General features: G+C 64.2%; 16 protein-coding genes. 10 read left to right on the top strand and 6 right to left on the bottom strand.

The genetic code is table 11. The features are described 5' to 3' along the window. Positions 1–32: 32 nt before the first annotated feature. The 5 genes from KSS93_RS25790 (at position 33) to bamJ (ending at position 4,990) form a co-directional block, all read left to right on the top strand. Positions 33–2,471: a Lon protease family protein gene (locus KSS93_RS25790; protein WP_217886547.1), complete on the top strand. Its 2,439-nt coding sequence runs from the start codon at positions 33–35 to the stop codon at positions 2,469–2,471. A gap of 163 nt (positions 2,472–2,634) precedes the next feature. Beyond that, positions 2,635–2,973, top strand: coding sequence for a PA4575 family protein (locus KSS93_RS25785; RefSeq protein ID WP_023631147.1), 339 nt, complete (start codon positions 2,635–2,637; stop codon positions 2,971–2,973). A gap of 361 nt (positions 2,974–3,334) precedes the next feature. Then, positions 3,335–3,823 (top strand): TIGR00645 family protein, encoded by a 489-nt coding sequence (locus KSS93_RS25780; protein ID WP_217888807.1) that lies wholly within the window; start codon positions 3,335–3,337, stop codon positions 3,821–3,823. 158 nt (positions 3,824–3,981) lie between these two features. Then, complete coding sequence (locus KSS93_RS25775) at positions 3,982–4,287, top strand: DUF6482 family protein (RefSeq protein WP_217840389.1); 306 nt, start codon at positions 3,982–3,984, stop codon at positions 4,285–4,287. A gap of 85 nt (positions 4,288–4,372) precedes the next feature. Further along, entirely contained in the window at positions 4,373–4,990 is a 618-nt protein-coding gene (bamJ, locus tag KSS93_RS25770) for a BamJ family beta-barrel-assembly machinery protein (RefSeq protein WP_217886546.1), read from the top strand. Between the two features lie 103 nt (positions 4,991–5,093). Here the strand turns inward: bamJ and KSS93_RS25765 are convergent, their stop codons facing one another. The 3 genes from KSS93_RS25765 to KSS93_RS25755 form a co-directional block, all read right to left on the bottom strand. Beyond that, positions 5,094–5,339, bottom strand: coding sequence for a PA4570 family protein (locus KSS93_RS25765; protein ID WP_038707330.1), 246 nt, complete (start codon positions 5,337–5,339; stop codon positions 5,094–5,096). Positions 5,340–5,487: 148 nt separating this feature from the next. Next, complete coding sequence (locus KSS93_RS25760) at positions 5,488–5,829, bottom strand: zinc ribbon domain-containing protein YjdM (RefSeq protein WP_217840387.1); 342 nt, start codon at positions 5,827–5,829, stop codon at positions 5,488–5,490. A gap of 166 nt (positions 5,830–5,995) precedes the next feature. Next, on the bottom strand, positions 5,996–6,964 hold the full coding sequence (locus KSS93_RS25755) for a polyprenyl synthetase family protein (RefSeq protein WP_217886545.1): 969 nt from the start codon (positions 6,962–6,964) through the stop codon (positions 5,996–5,998). Positions 6,965–7,209: 245 nt separating this feature from the next. Here KSS93_RS25755 and rplU point away from each other — a divergent pair, with 245 nt between their 5' ends. The 5 genes from rplU (at position 7,210) to KSS93_RS25730 (ending at position 10,903) form a co-directional block, all read left to right on the top strand. Further along, positions 7,210–7,524 (top strand): 50S ribosomal protein L21, encoded by a 315-nt coding sequence (rplU, locus tag KSS93_RS25750; RefSeq protein WP_003247466.1) that lies wholly within the window; start codon positions 7,210–7,212, stop codon positions 7,522–7,524. Positions 7,525–7,560: 36 nt separating this feature from the next. Beyond that, positions 7,561–7,818: a 50S ribosomal protein L27 gene (gene rpmA / locus KSS93_RS25745; protein ID WP_003247464.1), complete on the top strand. Its 258-nt coding sequence runs from the start codon at positions 7,561–7,563 to the stop codon at positions 7,816–7,818. 188 nt (positions 7,819–8,006) lie between these two features. Next, complete coding sequence (cgtA, locus tag KSS93_RS25740) at positions 8,007–9,230, top strand: Obg family GTPase CgtA (RefSeq protein ID WP_217886544.1); 1,224 nt, start codon at positions 8,007–8,009, stop codon at positions 9,228–9,230. A gap of 87 nt (positions 9,231–9,317) precedes the next feature. Continuing rightward, positions 9,318–10,436, top strand: coding sequence for a glutamate 5-kinase (proB, locus tag KSS93_RS25735; RefSeq protein ID WP_217886543.1), 1,119 nt, complete (start codon positions 9,318–9,320; stop codon positions 10,434–10,436). Between the two features lie 11 nt (positions 10,437–10,447). Continuing rightward, positions 10,448–10,903 (top strand): CreA family protein, encoded by a 456-nt coding sequence (locus tag KSS93_RS25730; RefSeq protein WP_217886542.1) that lies wholly within the window; start codon positions 10,448–10,450, stop codon positions 10,901–10,903. Between the two features lie 143 nt (positions 10,904–11,046). Here the strand turns inward: KSS93_RS25730 and mksF are convergent, their stop codons facing one another. Genes mksF through mksB form a run of 3 tightly spaced genes read right to left on the bottom strand, consistent with a single transcriptional unit; the run spans position 11,047 to position 15,858 of the window. Beyond that, a complete protein-coding gene (gene mksF, locus KSS93_RS25725) occupies positions 11,047–13,878 on the bottom strand; it encodes an Mks condensin complex protein MksF (protein WP_217886541.1) in 2,832 nt (943 codons plus the stop codon). After that, positions 13,875–14,582, bottom strand: coding sequence for an Mks condensin complex protein MksE (mksE, locus tag KSS93_RS25720; protein WP_217840381.1), 708 nt, complete (start codon positions 14,580–14,582; stop codon positions 13,875–13,877). The genes mksF and mksE overlap by 4 nt, the downstream gene beginning before the upstream one ends. Then, positions 14,572–15,858 (bottom strand): Mks condensin complex protein MksB, encoded by a 1,287-nt coding sequence (mksB, locus tag KSS93_RS25715; protein ID WP_217886540.1) that lies wholly within the window; start codon positions 15,856–15,858, stop codon positions 14,572–14,574. Before mksB ends, mksE begins: the two co-directional genes overlap by 11 nt. Between the last annotated feature and the right edge of the window lie 132 nt (positions 15,859–15,990).

Below are 15,990 nucleotides of genomic sequence, written 5' to 3'. Positions count from 1 at the left end.
TTCCATCTGCCCCGCCGAAGTAAGGAAACCCAATGCCCGATCCTGTCGCCTCGCGCCTGCGTCTCGCGCCCGAAGCCCTGACCCGGCGCTTCTGCGCTGAACAGTTTGCCTTCTCCAACACTGACGATCTGGAGCCGTTTCGAGGTGTGCTGGGCCAGGAACGCGCCGTAGAGGCCCTGCAGTTCGGCGTGGCCATGCCGCGCCCCGGTTACAACGTGTACGTGATGGGTGAACCCGGCACCGGCCGCTTCTCGTTCGTCAAGCGCTACCTCAAGGCCGAGGGCAAGCGCCAGGCCACCCCGGCCGACTGGCTGTACGTCAACAATTTCGAAGACACCCGCGAGCCCCGCGCACTGGAGCTGCCGGCCGGCAGCGCCCATGCATTCATCAGCGACATGAACGGTCTGATCGACAACCTGCTGGCCACCTTCCCGGCGGTGTTCGAGCACCCCTCGTACCAGCAGAAGAAAAGCGCCATCGACCGCGCCTTCAACCAGCGCTACGACCGCGCCCTGGATGTGATCGAACGTGCCTCGCTGGAAAAGGACGTGGCCCTGTACCGCGACAGCAGCAATGTCGCCTTCACCCCCATGGCCGACGGCAAGGCGCTGGACGAGGCCGAGTTCGCCCAGTTGCCTGAAGCGGTGCGCGAGCGCTTCCACGAGGATATCGCCGAGCTTGAGGACCGCCTCAACGAAGAGCTGGCCAGCCTGCCGCAATGGAAGCGCGAGTCGAACAACCAGCTGCGCCAGCTCAACGAAGAAACCATCACGCTCGCCCTGCAGCCGCTGCTGGCACCGCTGTCGGAGAAGTACGCCGAAAACGCCGCCGTGTGCGCCTACCTGCAGTCGGTGCAGCTCAACCTGCTGCGCACCGTGGTCGAGCAACTGGTGGACGACAGCAAGACCGACGCCGTGGCGCGCAAGATGCTCGAAGAGCAGTACGCCCCAAGCCTTGTGGTCGGCCAGCCTGGCAACGGCGGCGCCCCGGTGGTGTTCGAGCCGCACCCCACCTACGACAACCTGTTTGGCCGTATCGAATACAGCACCGACCAGGGCGCGCTGTACACCTCGTACCGCCAGCTGCGCCCGGGTGCACTGCACCGCGCCAACGGCGGTTTCTTGATTCTCGAGGCCGAGAAGATGCTCGGCGAGCCGTTCGTGTGGGATGCGCTCAAGCGTGCCCTGCAGTCGCGCAAGCTGAAGATGGAGTCGCCGCTGGGCGAGCTGGGCCGGGTTGCCACCGTGAGCGTGACGCCGCAGGTGATCCCGCTCGGCATCAAGCTGGTGATCATCGGTTCGCGCCAGCTGTACTACGCGTTGCAGGACCACGACTCGGACTTCCAGGAGATGTTCCGGGTGCTGGTGGACTTCGACGAAGACATGCCCATGGTCGACGAAAACCTGGAGCAGTTCGCCCAGTTGCTGCGCACCCGCACCAACGAAGAGGGCATGGCGCCACTGACCAGCGACGCGGTGGCGCGCCTGGCCACCTACAGTGCGCGCCTGGCCGAAAACCAGTCGCGCCTGTCGGCGCGCATCGGCGACCTGTTCCAGCTGGTCAGCGAGGCCGATTTCATCCGCCAGCTGGCCAGCGAAGAGATGACCGACGCCGGGCACATCGAGCGGGCGCTCAAGGCCAAGGCCACACGCACCGGGCGGGTGTCGCAGCGGGTGCTGGACGACATGCTCGCCGGGATCATCCTGATCGACACCGAAGGCGCGGCCATCGGCAAGTGCAACGGCCTGACCGTGCTGGAAGTCGGCGACTCGGCGTTCGGCATGCCGGCGCGGATCTCGGCCACGGTGTACCCGGGCGGCAGCGGCATCGTCGACATCGAGCGTGAGGTCAACCTCGGCCAGCCGATCCACTCCAAGGGGGTGATGATCCTCACCGGTTACCTGGGCAGCCGCTATGCCCAGGAGTTCCCCCTGGCGATTTCGGCAAGCATCGCGCTCGAGCAGTCCTACGGCTACGTCGACGGCGACAGCGCCTCCCTGGGCGAGGTCTGTACGCTGATCTCTGCACTGTCACGCACCCCGCTCAAGCAGTGCTTCGCCATCACCGGCTCGATCAACCAGTTCGGCGAGGTGCAGGCGGTTGGTGGGGTTAACGAGAAGATCGAAGGCTTCTTCCGCCTGTGCGAGGCCCGTGGCCTGACCGGCGAGCAGGGGGTGATCATCCCGCGGGCCAACGTCGCCACCTTGATGCTCGACGAGCGTGTGTTGCAGGCGGTCGAGGCCGGGCGCTTCCACGTGTACGCGGTAAGCCAGGCCGACGAGGCCCTGAGCCTGCTGGTGGGCGAGGAGGCCGGGGCGCTGGACGACAAGGGCGAATTCGCCGAGGGCAGCGTCAACGCCCGCGTTGTCGAGCGCCTGCGGGTGATTGCCGAAATGATCAGCGAAGAAGAAATCAAAGAGGCCGAGAAGGAACGGCTGGAAGAAGTGATCGCCCAGGCCAAACCCGCGTAAGTCAATAAACCGGCGCTGGCGGCACATTGCTACCGTTCGGCGCCGGTTTTCTAACTTCATCCACCGATCGGCTAAAGTGGAACCAAGGGACAGTATCAGGGTTCAGGATGGAAACAGCCCGAACGTATCGGGCTGAACAGGGCATCTCAGAGGGGACGCCGCCATGCGCAACCTCAGCCTCACCCGCCAGTGCCTGGGCCTGGTGACCCGCATCGAATGCAGCATTCGCCCGCTGGCCGGCGACAACGGCATGTGGACCTTGCTGTTCGCCGCCGGCATGGCCGGTGAACAACCCTCCGCAATCAAGGCCCAGGGGCCGTTCCACGGCCCGATGGTGGCCGAGTCGGTGATGAACGCCATCGTCGACAGCCTAACCTTGCATGGCTACCAGGTGGCCGAAGACCCGCAGATCTGGTGCCTGCACCTGCAGGCTCAGCTAAGGCGCATCAACGGCGAGCGCTGTCGCAACCTTGGGGATTACCAGTTCCATCCCGAGACCTGAAGGCTGGGGCGGCGAGGTCCTTGTGGGAGATCACACAGCCCTTTAGGGCTGCGCTGTCGCGCAGAGAACTGGGCACGAGCCCGCCGCGGCCCCTGTGGGAGCGGGCTTGCCCGCGAAGCAGGCGACGCGGTGTCTGGCACCGGCTTCGCCGGTGTTCGCGGGCAAGCCCGCTCCCACAGGACCCTGCTAAATCAATGAGTTGTGTTTTGTTCTATGAGAGCCGGCTTGCTGGCGATGAGGCTGGAACAGGCAATACAAGGCAGTTGCCTCCTGCGGCAACCCGCCGCAGGCTTTTGCTGTCACAGGTGGCTGGCTATACTCGCGCACGCTCTTCCAGTCACTTACCGAGTCCCCCTTGTCCATGGAACGTATCCTCGAAAATGCGATGTATGCCTCGCGCTGGCTGCTCGCCCCGATCTATTTCGGCCTCTCCCTGGGCCTGCTGGCGTTGGCCCTGAAGTTCTTCCAGGAAATCTTTCATGTGCTGCCCAACGTCTTCGCCCTGAGCGAAGCCGACCTGGTACTGGTGATCCTGTCGCTGATCGACATGTCGCTGGTCGGCGGCCTGCTGGTGATGGTGATGTTCTCGGGCTACGAGAACTTCGTCTCGCAACTGGACATCGACGACAACAAGGAAAAACTCAACTGGCTGGGCAAGATGGACTCCTCGTCGCTGAAGATGAAAGTCGCCGCGTCCATCGTCGCCATTTCCTCGATTCACCTGCTGCGGGTGTTCATGGATGCCCAGAACATCTCCACCGACTACCTGATGTGGTACGTGATCATCCACATGACCTTCGTCATCTCGGCGTTCGTCATGGGCTACCTGGATAAAGTCACCAAGCACTGACTCGCTCGCAACCATCGCGGGGCAAGCTCGCTCCCACGATTGAATCCGTGTGAGCGGGCTTGCCCCGCGATCTTTTCTGACCGGTGGCGGCTTGTGCTTTTGCCCCGCCTGTACAAAAAATGACCTCTCATGCGTGGTTCCCGCAGCGAGGTGCGCTTATGAACCTGCATCAGCTCAACACCGAGGCCAGGGCCGGCCATGTCGACGAACTCAACCTGATCGCCATCGAAGGCGGTGACTACCTGCTCGAAGCCCGGGTCAAGGGCCGCGCCCACCCCCTGGCCGACCCCCGTGGTGAACGCCTGCGCGTGCATTCGGTAGAGGATGCGCGGCAATTGCTGCAAGCTCTCCCGCTGCTGTCGATGAACCTGGTGCACTGGTCCGTGCAGGACGAGATGTGCGGCATGGGCGTGCACCCGGAAGAAGACCTCAAGGTACCGATTTCCCAGCGTTCGGCCTGGTAGCTGCTGCGCCCCGCGCCGGTGTGCTAGTCTGCTCGCCCTTTTCATCAGGGCGCGGATGTTGTGCGCCCTCAAGCGGAGCAAGCCAATGTCCGAACTCAAACTGTCCACCGACGAAACCCGCGTCAGCTACGGCATCGGCCGCCAGCTGGGTGGCCAGCTGCGTGACAACCCGCCACCGGGCGTCAGCCTCGAGGCTATCGTTGCCGGCCTGACCGACGCCTTCAACGGTGCCGACAGCCGCGTCAGCGAAGAAGACCTGTCGTCTGCTTTCAAGGCCATCCGCGAAATCATGCAGGCCGAAGCCGCTGCCAAGGCTGAAGCCGCTGCTGCTGCGGGCAAGGAATTTTTGGTCGAGAACGCCAAGCGCGAAGGCATCGTCACCCTGGCCTCGGGCCTGCAGTACGAAGTACTGACCGCAGGTGAAGGCGCCAAGCCGAGCCGTGAAGACAACGTGCGTACCCACTACCACGGCACCCTCATCGACGGCACTGTGTTCGACAGCTCCTACGACCGTGGCCAGCCTGCCGAATTCCCGGTTGGCGGCGTGATCGCCGGCTGGACCGAAGCCCTGCAACTGATGAATGCCGGCAGCAAATGGCGCCTGTACGTGCCGAGCGAGCTGGCCTACGGCGCCCAAGGCGTTGGCAGCATCCCGCCGCACAGCACTCTGGTGTTCGACGTCGAGCTGCTCGACGTTCTGTAATAGTGGCTCAGCTGTAGGAGCCGGCTTGCCGGCGATGGCGTCGGGCCTGGCAATGATGTTGCCTGAGCCGGCCCTATCGCCGGCAAGCCGGCTCCTACAGAGCTCAGTTCCAGTCTGTACCCCCCGGGCGCAATGCCCGCGCATAGCAGAACAGAAACAAATTCCTCACCAGCTCCTTGAGCACCCCCGGTTCACTGGAATTCAAGCCCATCAGGTCCAGGTCGCCCTGGTCGCGCAGTTCGTCGAGCGCGTCTTCCTCGAGCACGGCACAGACTTCGCCAGTCTCGCGGTGCAGGATGCGCAGGTAGGGGTGGGGGCGGTCGAGCCAGGCGTCGATCAGGTAGGTCATGGCTATTCTCCTTGGATAGCAGTTCCAATGAGAATAATTCTTATTATCAAAATAGCAAGTAACTATTGGAAGAAATCTTCCAGATGGTGCAGGCGACCCTGTTGCAGGATCTGTCAGGGCTGCCATGTCGGCAGCCCCTGAAGGGCGATCAGACCTTGCGCACGAACTCGGACTTGAGCTTCATGGCGCCGATGCCGTCGATCTTGCAGTCGATGTCGTGGTCACCGTCGCACAGGCGGATGTTCTTGACCTTGGTGCCGACCTTGACCACCAGCGACGAGCCTTTGACCTTGAGGTCCTTGATCACGGTGACGGTATCGCCGTCCTGCAGCACGTTGCCCACCGAGTCCTTCTTCACCTCGTTGTCGCTGGCCTCCTGCACATCGCCGCTGGCCGACCACTCGTGGGCGCATTCGGGGCAGATCAGCTGGGTGCCATCCTCGTAGGTGTATTCGGAGGCGCATTTGGGGCAGGGTGGCAGAGTGCTCACTTCGGATCCTTAAACTGACGGGCGGTTAAAAGCCCACATTGTATAAGGTTTTGCTTGCGAAGTGTTTTTGTCCGTACAAAAGCTTCGCGGGGCAAGCCCGCTCCTACAAAGGGAACGCATCCCTGCAGGAGCGGGCTTGCCCCACGAATGAAGGCGACTCGGTGTATCAGTGAGTACGCGCTACAGCAAACTCGCTCAGCTCGACCAGTGCATCCCGGTATTCGCTGGCTGGCAGCACTTCCAGGCAGGCGATGGCGCGGGCGACGTAGTCGCGGGCCATCTGCGCGGTGTAGTCCAGGGCGCCGGATGCCTCGACGGCGATGCGGATCTGCTCGAGGTCTTCCAGGCCGCCTTTTTGAATGGCCTGGCGCACCAGCGCCGCCTGCTCCGGGGTGCCTTCGCGCATGGTGTAGATCAGCGGCAGGGTCGGCTTGCCTTCGGCCAGGTCGTCGCCGACGTTCTTGCCGAGGGTTTCCGAGTCGCCCTTGTAGTCCAGCAGGTCGTCGACCAGCTGGAAGGCCACGCCCAGGTGGTCGCCGAAGGTGCGCAGGGCCTCGCGCTGTTCGTCGGATGCTTCGGCCAGCGCGGCGGCGCTGTGGGTCGAGGCCTCGAACAGCATGGCGGTCTTGCCGCGGATCACCTCCATGTACACCTCCTCGGTGGTGCTGGCGTCGCGTACCCGCGACAGCTGCAGCACTTCGCCTTCGGCGATGACGCGGGTGGCCTTGGAGAGGATCTGCATGACCGGCATCGAGCCCAGTTCGACCATCATTTCGAACGAGCGCGAATAAAGGAAGTCGCCCACCAGCACGCTCGGCGCGTTGCCCCACAGGGCGTTGGCGGTGGAGCGGCCACGGCGCATGCCGGACATATCGACCACGTCGTCGTGCAGCAGGGTAGCGGTGTGCAGGAACTCGATGGTCGCGGCCAGCAGGCGCAGGTCGTCGCCTTCGCGGCCCAGGGCCTTGCCGCACAGCAGCACCAGCAGCGGGCGCAGGCGCTTGCCTCCGGCAGAAGTGATATAGTCGCCGATCTTCGATACCAGCGGCACGCGCGAGGTCAGCTGCTTCTTGATGATCTCGTCGACGGCGCTGAAATCGTCAGCTACCGCGCGGTAGAAGGATTGGGGTTGCATCGGCTGCTCCATTGGGGTTGCGCGGCATGCTAGGTCGCAGGCCCCAGCGTGTCAAGGCGCGCCGGGCGCGGGGCCTGGCGGGTACTTGCAAGCATTTGTGGCGTTGCGTACAATCGCGCACCCTAACTTTCCTGGGCAGCACCTGCCTTACGCAATTGCACCGGGCCGTTCCAGCCTTGTGCAGCCATGCCAGCCAATACCCATCATATAAAGCGCTGGGTGAGCAGGATTATCGGAGATTCAAAATGTCTTACGCAGTAATCGTTACCGGCGGCAAGCAGTACAAAGTCGCTGAAGGTGAATTCCTCAAGATCGAAAAACTCGAAGTCGCCACTGGCGAATCCGTGACCTTCGATCGCGTTCTGCTGGTCGCCAACGGTGAAGAAGTCACCATCGGTGCGCCAGTCGTCGCCGGCGCCAAGGTTGTCGCCGAAGTCGTTTCGCAAGGCCGCCACGACAAGGTTCGTATCATCAAGTTCCGTCGTCGTAAGCACCACATGAAGCGCATGGGCCACCGCCAGTGGTTCACCGAGATCAAAATCACCGGTATCCAGGCTTAAGCCTAGGTCCCCTGAATTTATTAGGAGAATTGAACCATGGCTCACAAGAAGGCTGGTGGTAGTACTCGTAACGGTCGCGACTCAGAATCGAAACGCCTTGGCGTGAAGATGTATGGCGGCCAGGTTATCAAGCCGGGCAACATCATCGTCCGTCAGCGCGGTACCGAATTCCACGCAGGCTACGGCGTTGGCATGGGCAAGGATCACACCTTGTTCGCCAAGATCGAAGGCGTGATCAAGTTCGAGAAGAAAGGCGAGTTCATGCGCCGTTACGTGAGCATCGTCGCCGCTTAATCGCGACGTCGCTCCAGAAGCCCCGTCATGCGACGGGGCTTTTTCGTTTGTGGTTGAGCCTCTTGCAAAGCTGTTTGTCTGGGCTGCCGGCGTTGGTTTCTGATGGTACGGGGCCGCCGCGCTCATTTTTGCAAGAGCCTCAAGGTTTTCTGGTTTTCGACTCGTCGTTCGGCGAGAGGCGGTTTTGAATGAAGTTTGTAGACGAAGTATCGATCCGGGTTAAGGCCGGTGACGGCGGCAACGGTTGCATGAGCTTCCGCCGCGAGAAATTCATCGAGAACGGCGGCCCCAACGGCGGCGACGGTGGCGATGGCGGTTCGGTGTACATGGTGGCCGACGAGAACCTCAACACCCTCGTCGACTACCGTTACACCCGTCACCACGAAGCCCAGCGCGGCTCCAACGGCGGCAGCACCGACTGCACCGGCAAGAAGGGCGACGACCTGTTCCTGCGCGTGCCGGTGGGCACCACGGTGATCGACGCGGCCACCCAGGAAGTCATCGGTGACCTGGTCACCCCGGGCCAGAAGCTGATGGTCGCTCAGGGCGGCTGGCACGGCCTGGGCAACACCCGCTTCAAGTCCAGCACCAACCGTGCACCACGCCAGACCACCCCGGGCAAGCCCGGTGACCAGCGCGACCTGAAGATGGAAATGAAAGTGCTGGCCGACGTTGGCCTGCTGGGCCTGCCGAACGCCGGCAAGAGCACCTTCATCCGCTCGGTTTCGGCGGCCAAGCCGAAGGTTGCCGACTACCCGTTCACCACCCTGGTGCCAAACCTGGGCGTGGTCAGCGTCGACCGCTGGAAGAGCTTCGTCATCGCCGACATCCCCGGCCTGATCGAAGGCGCCTCCGAAGGTGCAGGCCTTGGCATTCGCTTTCTCAAGCACCTGGCCCGTACCCGCGTGCTGCTGCACCTGGTCGACCTGGCGCCGCTGGACGGAAGCAGCCCGGCCGATGCCGCCGAAATCATCATCAACGAGCTGGCGCAGTTCAGCCCGGCGCTGGTCGACCGTGAGCGCTGGCTGGTGCTGAACAAGGCCGACATGATCATGGACGACGAAAAAGACGCCCGGGTCAAGGAAGTGGTCGAGCGCCTGAACTGGGACGGCCCGGTGTACGTGATCTCGGCCATCGCCAAGCAAGGCACCGAGAAGCTCAGCCACGACCTGATGCGCTACCTCGAAGACCGCGCCGACCGCCTTGCCAACGACCCGGCCTACGCCGCAGAACTGGCCGAGCTCGACCAGCGCATCGAAGACGAAGCCCGCGCCCAGCTGCAGGCCCTGGACGATGCCCGTACCCTGCGCCGCACCGGCGTCAAGAGCGTGCACGACATCGGCGACGACGATGACTGGGATGATTTCGAGGACGACGAAGACGGCCCGGAAATCATTTACGTGCGCGACTGACCGGTTGCAGTACACTAATCGCCGCTCTTTGGAGCGGCGTTTTTGTATCTACGGTATCTACAGATTCGACACAGGTTGGAAGAGAAGATGCGAAGCAAGGTGACGGGCGCCAAGCGCTGGGTCGTGAAGATCGGCAGTGCGCTGCTGACCGCAGATGGCAAAGGCCTCGACCGTGGCGCCATGGCGGTGTGGGTCGAGCAGATGGTGGCCCTGCGTGAAGCAGGCGTGGAGCTGGTGCTGGTGTCCTCCGGGGCGGTGGCTGCCGGCATGAGCCAACTGGGCTGGACCTCGCGACCGAGCGCGATGAACGAGCTGCAGGCCGCCGCCTCGATCGGCCAGATGCGCCTGGTGCAGGCCTGGGAGTCGAGCTTCGGCGAGCACGGCAAGCACACCGCGCAAATTCTGCTGACCCACGACGACCTCTCCGACCGCAAGCGTTACCTCAACGCCCGCAGCACCCTGCGCACCCTGGTCGACCTGGGCGTGGTGCCGGTGATCAACGAGAACGACACCGTGGTCACCGACGAAATCCGCTTCGGCGACAACGACACTCTGGCTGCGCTGGTGGCCAACCTGGTGGAGGCCGACCTGCTGGTGATCCTCACCGACCGCGACGGCATGTTCGACGCCGACCCGCGCAACAACCCCGAAGCCCAGCTCATCTTTGAGGCCCGTGCCGATGACCCGGCGCTGGACGCTGTGGCTGGCGGCACCGGCGGTGCCCTGGGCCGCGGCGGCATGCAGACCAAACTGCGCGCCGCGCGCCTGGCCGCCCGTTCCGGCGCCCACACCATCATCATCGGTGGCCGTATCGAGCGCGTGCTCGACCGCCTGAAAACCGGCGAGCGCCTGGGTACCCTGCTGTCGCCTGAGCGCGGCATGCTCGCCGCGCGCAAGCAGTGGCTGGCCGGCCACCTGCAGACCCGTGGCACCCTGGTGCTCGACGCCGGTGCCGTGCAGGCCCTGCGCCAGGCCAACAAGAGCCTGCTGCCGGTGGGCGTAAAGACCGTGCAGGGGAGTTTCCGCCGCGGCGAGATGGTGGTGTGCGTCGGCCCGGACGGTGTGGAAGTGGCCCGGGGCCTGGCCAACTACAGCGCCCTGGAAGCGCAGAAAATCATCGGCCAGCCGTCCGACGCCATCGAGCAACTGCTCGGTTACAGCGCCGAGCCCGAGCTGGTGCACCGCGACAACCTGGTACTGGTATGAAGGCGTTCAGCATGCTGAAAAGAATGATAGCCGTGGCCGCCCTGGCGCTGCCGATGCTGGCCGGTGCCGAGGAAATCGGCCAGGTGTCCACCGTGTTCAAGTTCGTCGGGCCCAATGACCGCATTGTCGTCGAAGCCTTCGACGACCCCAAGGTGGACGGCGTGACCTGCTACCTGTCGCGGGCCAAGACCGGCGGCCTCAAGGGTGGCTTGGGCCTGGCCGAGGACCGCGCTGAAGCGTCGATCGCCTGCCGTCAGGTGGGGCCGATCAACTTCAAGGGTGAGTTGAAGGACGGCGAGGAGGTGTTCAAGGAGCGCACCTCGCTGGTGTTCAAGACCATGCAGGTGGTGCGGTTTCTCGACAAGAAGCGCAATACGCTGGTGTACCTGGTGTACAGCGACCGGTTGATCGAAGGCAGCCCGCAGAATGCGGTGACGGCGATTCCGATCGTGCCTTGGGCGCAGTGACACTTCAGTAAATTGTTGCGAGGGCTTCGCCCTCGTTCGCGGGCAAGCCCGCTCCCACAGATATAGCGCAGCCCGTGAATGCGGCGCGGTACCTGTGGGAGCGGGCTTGCCCGCGATTGGGCCGCAACGCGGCCCCGGCTGCCTCAGGCCAGTTCTTCGGCCGCATCCTCACGCACGATCGCCCGCTCCACATCTCGCCGGCTGATGTACTTCCAGTCCGCCTCGTCGATGTAGATGCCGTTCGGCCCGCTGCCACCTTCCAGGTCGATGGCCACATGCGCCGACACCTGCGGCTTCACACTCGCCAGAATCGGCACGAAGCCCAGCTGCTGGCTGGTCTCCAGCAACGCCGCCTGGTTGCGTTCGTCGATGTCGGCCGCCTCGTCCAGGTAGTAGGGCAGGCGAATGCGCCCGGCCAGGTCACGGTCCATCAGGTGCAGCAACAGGTACATGTTGGTCAGCGCCTTGATGGTCATGGTGGTGCCGTTGGACGCCGCGCCGTCGATGTCGGCGTGAATGATCGGCTGGCCATTGACCTTGGTGATCTCGAACGCCAGCTCGAACAGGTCTTTGAGGCCCAGCTGGTTGTGGTTGGCCGCCACCAGCCGCGCCAGGTACTCCTTGGCCTCTTCGTTCTTGTTGTCCTGCTCGGCGCTTTGCGTCAGGTCGAACACCGACAGCGTCTCGCCTTCTTCGTACTGGCCGGCGCTGTGGATGATCTGGTCGATGTGCTTGAGCGCTTCCTTGTTCGGTGCCAGCACCACGCGGAAGCTCTCCAGGTTCGACACCTGGCGTTTGTTGATCTCGCGGTTGAACAGCGCCAGTTGGTGCTCGAGACTGTCGTAGTCGCTGCGGATGTTGCGCAGGGTCCGGGCGATGTCGGTAACCGCCGCACGGCGCGCCTTGGCCAGGGTCAGGGCTTCTTCAGTGCGGTGCGAGTAGGCGTTGATCAGCAACTGCAGGCGGCGTTCCATGTCGTCTTCGCTGTCGAACTTGGCCACGCCCTTGAGGCGCACCTGGGCGTACAGCGCCTCGATCTGGTTGTCCACGCGCTGCAGCGCCTGCCAGCTGTCCTGGTAGTCGTTGAGCAGCGGCAGCAGGTTGTCCATCGAATCATCGACGGCTTCCATGAACGGCGTGCCGAACGGCAGGTCGGCCGGCAGCAGCTGGCGACGGCGCAGGGCGTCGTCGAGGGTGCGCTGCTTGGCTTCCAGGTCGGCGATCTGCCGGCCCACCAGTTGCAGCTTGGCCGACAGCTGCTGGACGCGTTCGGTGAAGGCGTCGCTGGAGCGCTTGAGCTCGTCCTGGGCCGCTTCGAACTGGGCCAGTTGCTCGAGTTTTTCCGGCTCCTCGGCGCTCAAGGTCTCGGCGCGGCGGTAGTCTTCCAGGGCTTTTTGCGCATCCAGCACCTGCTGGTACAGGGCTTCGGTCTGGGCCTTGCTGGCGGCGCGGTCAAGGGCTACCGACTGCTGGGTCTTGAGCTGCTTGAGCTCTTTTTCCAGGCGTTCCTTCTGGTCGCGCAGGGCGGCGCGGTCGGCCAGGGCCTGCAGCGCCGGCGGGTCGATGTGCGAGATGTCGATGGACAGCCCCGGCACTTCGAAGCGCTCGCCCTTGAACTGGTCGAGCACGCCTTCCAGGGTCTTCACCCACAGGTCGCTGTCGTCCAGCTCGATGCCGCGGTCGCCCAGCGGCAGGCTGAACAGCGCGCCATTGAACAGGCGCATCAGGCGGTCGACGTCCTGTTGCGAGAACTCTTCGCGCAGGCGGGCGTAGCTGTTGTTGTCGGCGTGGTCGAGCTGCAGCTTGACTGCCTTGAGCCGTTTTTCGAGGTCACGCACGCGCTCGTCGAGGTCTTCGGCCGAGAACTGGCGTGACTGCGCCAGGGCGCCGGCCAGTTCGTCGTGGGCGTCCTTGGCGGCCAGCAGTTGCTGTTCCAGCACCTTGACGTCATCCACCAGGGCGAAGCGATGCTTGAGCACGGCCAGCTCGCCGAGCCAGCGCTGCACGCCGGTGATTTCGCGTTCCAGGCGCATCAGCTCCTGGGTGCCGCCGCGCTGGTCGTTCTGCAGGCGGTCCTGCTCGCTGCGGTAGTGCTCGGCCTGGATGGTCAGCTCTTCCTTGCGCGCCATGCCGTATTCCTGCCAGGTGCCCAGCAGGTTGTCGAGCACCGGCGAGATGCGGTGCAGCTTGCCGCGCAGGATGTCGCGCTGGGCCACGCCGCCGGCCAGGGCCTCGACCAGTGGGCCGGCGGCCACCAGGGCGTTGTAGTCGCCCTCCATGCGGCGTACGTCGCGGAACGCTTCTTCGCAGGCGGCGATGTAGTCGACGCTGCCCGAGCGCAGGCTGTGCTCGAAGGCGTCGAGGAACAGCTGCTTGAGCTTGGCGGCAGTGATTTCGCGCATGTGCAGCAGGTTGATGAACAGCGCGCGGAAGGTCTTCAGGCTCTGCTCGCTGGTGGAGCGCAGCGGGATCAGGGTCAGGTCCAGCGGCACCGAGGTGTGGCCGCCGACCAGCAGCCGGCGCAGTTCGTCCGGCTTGAGCTCGTAGGCTTTCAGGCCGTTGCGCTCAAGGTTGGTGAACAGCTCTTTCTGGCGCAGGCAGGTGTCGTCTTTCTGGTAGTGGGCCAGGTCCAGTTCGCCCTGGTAGGCGAAGAACTGGTGGCCGAAGCCGCCACCCGGGCCGCGGCCGACCACGCCGATCACGTGGGGGCCGTGGGGCAGGTTCAGCTCGCAGAGGATGTAGCTGGTGTCGCTGGCGAAGTAGAAGCGCCGCGACTGCTCCAGGCTGTACTTGCCGAAGCTCATGTCCGACATGCGCGCCAGGATCGGGAACTGCAGCGCGTTGATCGACGCCGATTTACCCAGGTTGTTCGCGCCGTAGACCGACAGCGGGTGTTCCAGGGGGAACAGGCCCAGGCTGTAGCCGGCGGTGTTGAGCAGTGCGAAGCGGCGGATGCCGTAGCGTTCCTGGCTCATGCGTCAATCTCCTGTTGCTCTTCGCGAATGGCCCGGGCCAGCGCGTCTTCTTCGCTCTCTTCACCATCGAAGGCGGTGAGGTCGAGCGGGTCGTCGGTGCGGTTGAGTTCTTCGGGGGTTTCTTCCACCACCAGCACCGGTACCGGCAGCGGCAGGTCGCTGTGCAGGGTGGCGGCCAGGTCGCGGTCCTGCTGCACCGACAGGCACACGTCGAGGAAGCGGTGCATCGGCGGCAGGAAGCGGTAGATGCCGCCCTCTTCATGGGCAAAGCCCAGCTGGGTCATGCGCCGCAGGATCTTCTCTTCGAGCTCCTCGACGGTTTGCACTTCGGCCTGCAGGAACAGGTCGCGGTACTTCTCCAGAAGCGACGGCAGCTCGTCACGGCCGATGCTGCCGCCGTCGAGCACGGCCATCGGGTCACGGCCCTGGTCGGCCAGGTGCTCGACCAGGATGAAGGTGAACAGCGACAGGCGCTGGGCGGTCTTGTTGACCTGCGCGGCGGCCTGCTCGGGGACGAAGTAGTAGAAGCCGCGGGTGTCGCAGACCAGCTCGAAACCGAGGGCCTTGAACAGGGTGCGGTACTGGTCCTGGAAGTTCGACAGCTGGGCGTACAGCTCGGGGTCGCGGCGGCTGACGTGGAAGCCCTTGAACAGCTCGCGGAAGATCGGCGCGAGCTGGGACAGTTCGGAAAGATCAAGATGCATTGGCTGGGCTCGCGGTGGATTCGGTGGCAGCCGGTGCGTGTTCACGGCTGGAGGTCAGGGCGTAGGAGCGCAGGCTGACCAGGTGTTCGCGGGTGAAGTATTCCTGGCGCTCGAGGCGCTGGCGGCTGAAGCGCTTTTCGCGGGACAGGCGCGAGAACCAGTACAACAGCTCGTCGGTGGCGCCTTCGGGCTCCTGCTCCAGCAGCCAGACCATCAGGTCTGGCAGCGGCAGGGCGTCCTCGCAGCGCTCGAGCATCTCCTTGACCGTGCGCGGCGCGCGGGGCAGCGGGCCCTTTTGCGTCTTGTGCGCCTTGGGAAAGCGCGCAGGCTTGGGCTCGAAACGGGCCAGGGCATAAACGTAGGCCTCGACCTGGCTGGCGCTGCCGAGGAAGGTGCTTTGCGGGCGGGTGAACATCGGCATGGCCGCTTGCGGCACGGCGTCGATGCCCTTTTTGCGGATCACCGACAGGGCCAGTGCGGCGCCGCGGGTTACGGCGTTGTGCCGGCGCGCTTCTTCGCGCAATGGCAGCAGCAGTTCGCGGGCGTGGCGCAGGGTCAGCTGGGCGCTGGTCTGCATTTCGAGAATGCGCGCGTGGGTGCGCAGCAGCATGTCGTCGTCGACCAGGTGGCCCAGGCGCGCCTGCTCGCCCAGCAGGCGCAGCAGCACGGTCTCGACCTTGCGCACGCCCTGTTCGAAGGCGCCGTCGGCGTTGACCAGCTGGATCATCGGCTCCACGTACTCGTCCCAGGTGGCCAGTACTTCGGCGTAACGCTGGCGCAGCGGGATCTGCCGGTTGCTGGTCTTGGCCCGTTCGGCCACGGCGATCAGCGCCTGCTCGTCGTTGTCGAGTTTTTTCAGTACATCGCGCACGCGCATGTCGAGCAGGCGCAGCTGGCGCGCCAGGTCGTCGCTGTCGCGGTTGTCGAAGGCATCCTGGATATGTCCGGCCAGGCGCTCCAGGTGGCGCAGGTAGGCTTCGATCTCCAGGCACAGGCCCAGGCGGTGCTCACGGCGCAGGTAGGCGAGGAAGTCGTGGATCTGCGCATTGAGCTCGAAACGGTTCGGGCTTTTCGCTACCGGGACCAGGATGTCCAGGCGGATCCACACGTCGAGCAGCTGGGTGATGTCCTGCGGGGTGCTTTCCACTTGCTGGCGGGCCAACTGCTGACGCAGCTCGACCAGGCTCAGGGTGCCCTGGTCGAAACGCTCGCACAGCGGCTCGATCAAGGCCCAGTGTTCGGCTAGGGCGCGCAGGACGCGCTTGGGTTCGATCATTGGCGGGTCGACTCGTTGCCAAATAAAAGGGGGCGATTGTACTGCATACGGGGGGGAGGATTTCACCCCTTGGTCCGGGTTTTACGTTGTCTGTGCCGGCCTCATCGCGGGCAAGCCCGCTCCTGCAGGCTG

The organism is Pseudomonas xanthosomatis (assembly GCF_019139835.1).
In the GTDB taxonomy this organism is placed as follows: Bacteria; Pseudomonadota; Gammaproteobacteria; order Pseudomonadales; family Pseudomonadaceae; genus Aquipseudomonas; species Aquipseudomonas fakonensis.
The sequence above is the reverse complement of the archived record's forward strand: the minus strand, read 5'-3'. Positions and strand labels throughout refer to the sequence as shown.

Excerpts from the sequence above, each read along its gene's own strand:
- KSS93_RS25790 (WP_217886547.1), top strand. The coding sequence starts at position 33 with ATGCCCGATCCTGTCGCCTCGCGCCTGCGTCTCGCGCCCGAAGCCCTG.
- KSS93_RS25785 (WP_023631147.1), top strand. The coding sequence starts at position 2,635 with ATGCGCAACCTCAGCCTCACCCGCCAGTGCCTGGGCCTGGTGACCCGC.
- KSS93_RS25780 (WP_217888807.1), top strand. The coding sequence starts at position 3,335 with ATGGAACGTATCCTCGAAAATGCGATGTATGCCTCGCGCTGGCTGCTC.
- KSS93_RS25775 (WP_217840389.1), top strand. The coding sequence starts at position 3,982 with ATGAACCTGCATCAGCTCAACACCGAGGCCAGGGCCGGCCATGTCGAC.
- bamJ (WP_217886546.1), top strand. The coding sequence starts at position 4,373 with ATGTCCGAACTCAAACTGTCCACCGACGAAACCCGCGTCAGCTACGGC.
- KSS93_RS25765 (WP_038707330.1), bottom strand. The coding sequence starts at position 5,339 with ATGACCTACCTGATCGACGCCTGGCTCGACCGCCCCCACCCCTACCTG.
- KSS93_RS25755 (WP_217886545.1), bottom strand. The coding sequence starts at position 6,964 with ATGCAACCCCAATCCTTCTACCGCGCGGTAGCTGACGATTTCAGCGCC.
- rplU (WP_003247466.1), top strand. The coding sequence starts at position 7,210 with ATGTCTTACGCAGTAATCGTTACCGGCGGCAAGCAGTACAAAGTCGCT.
- rpmA (WP_003247464.1), top strand. The coding sequence starts at position 7,561 with ATGGCTCACAAGAAGGCTGGTGGTAGTACTCGTAACGGTCGCGACTCA.
- cgtA (WP_217886544.1), top strand. The coding sequence starts at position 8,007 with ATGAAGTTTGTAGACGAAGTATCGATCCGGGTTAAGGCCGGTGACGGC.
- proB (WP_217886543.1), top strand. The coding sequence starts at position 9,318 with ATGCGAAGCAAGGTGACGGGCGCCAAGCGCTGGGTCGTGAAGATCGGC.
- KSS93_RS25730 (WP_217886542.1), top strand. The coding sequence starts at position 10,448 with ATGCTGAAAAGAATGATAGCCGTGGCCGCCCTGGCGCTGCCGATGCTG.
- mksF (WP_217886541.1), bottom strand. The coding sequence starts at position 13,878 with ATGAGCCAGGAACGCTACGGCATCCGCCGCTTCGCACTGCTCAACACC.
- mksE (WP_217840381.1), bottom strand. The coding sequence starts at position 14,582 with ATGCATCTTGATCTTTCCGAACTGTCCCAGCTCGCGCCGATCTTCCGC.
- mksB (WP_217886540.1), bottom strand. The coding sequence starts at position 15,858 with ATGATCGAACCCAAGCGCGTCCTGCGCGCCCTAGCCGAACACTGGGCC.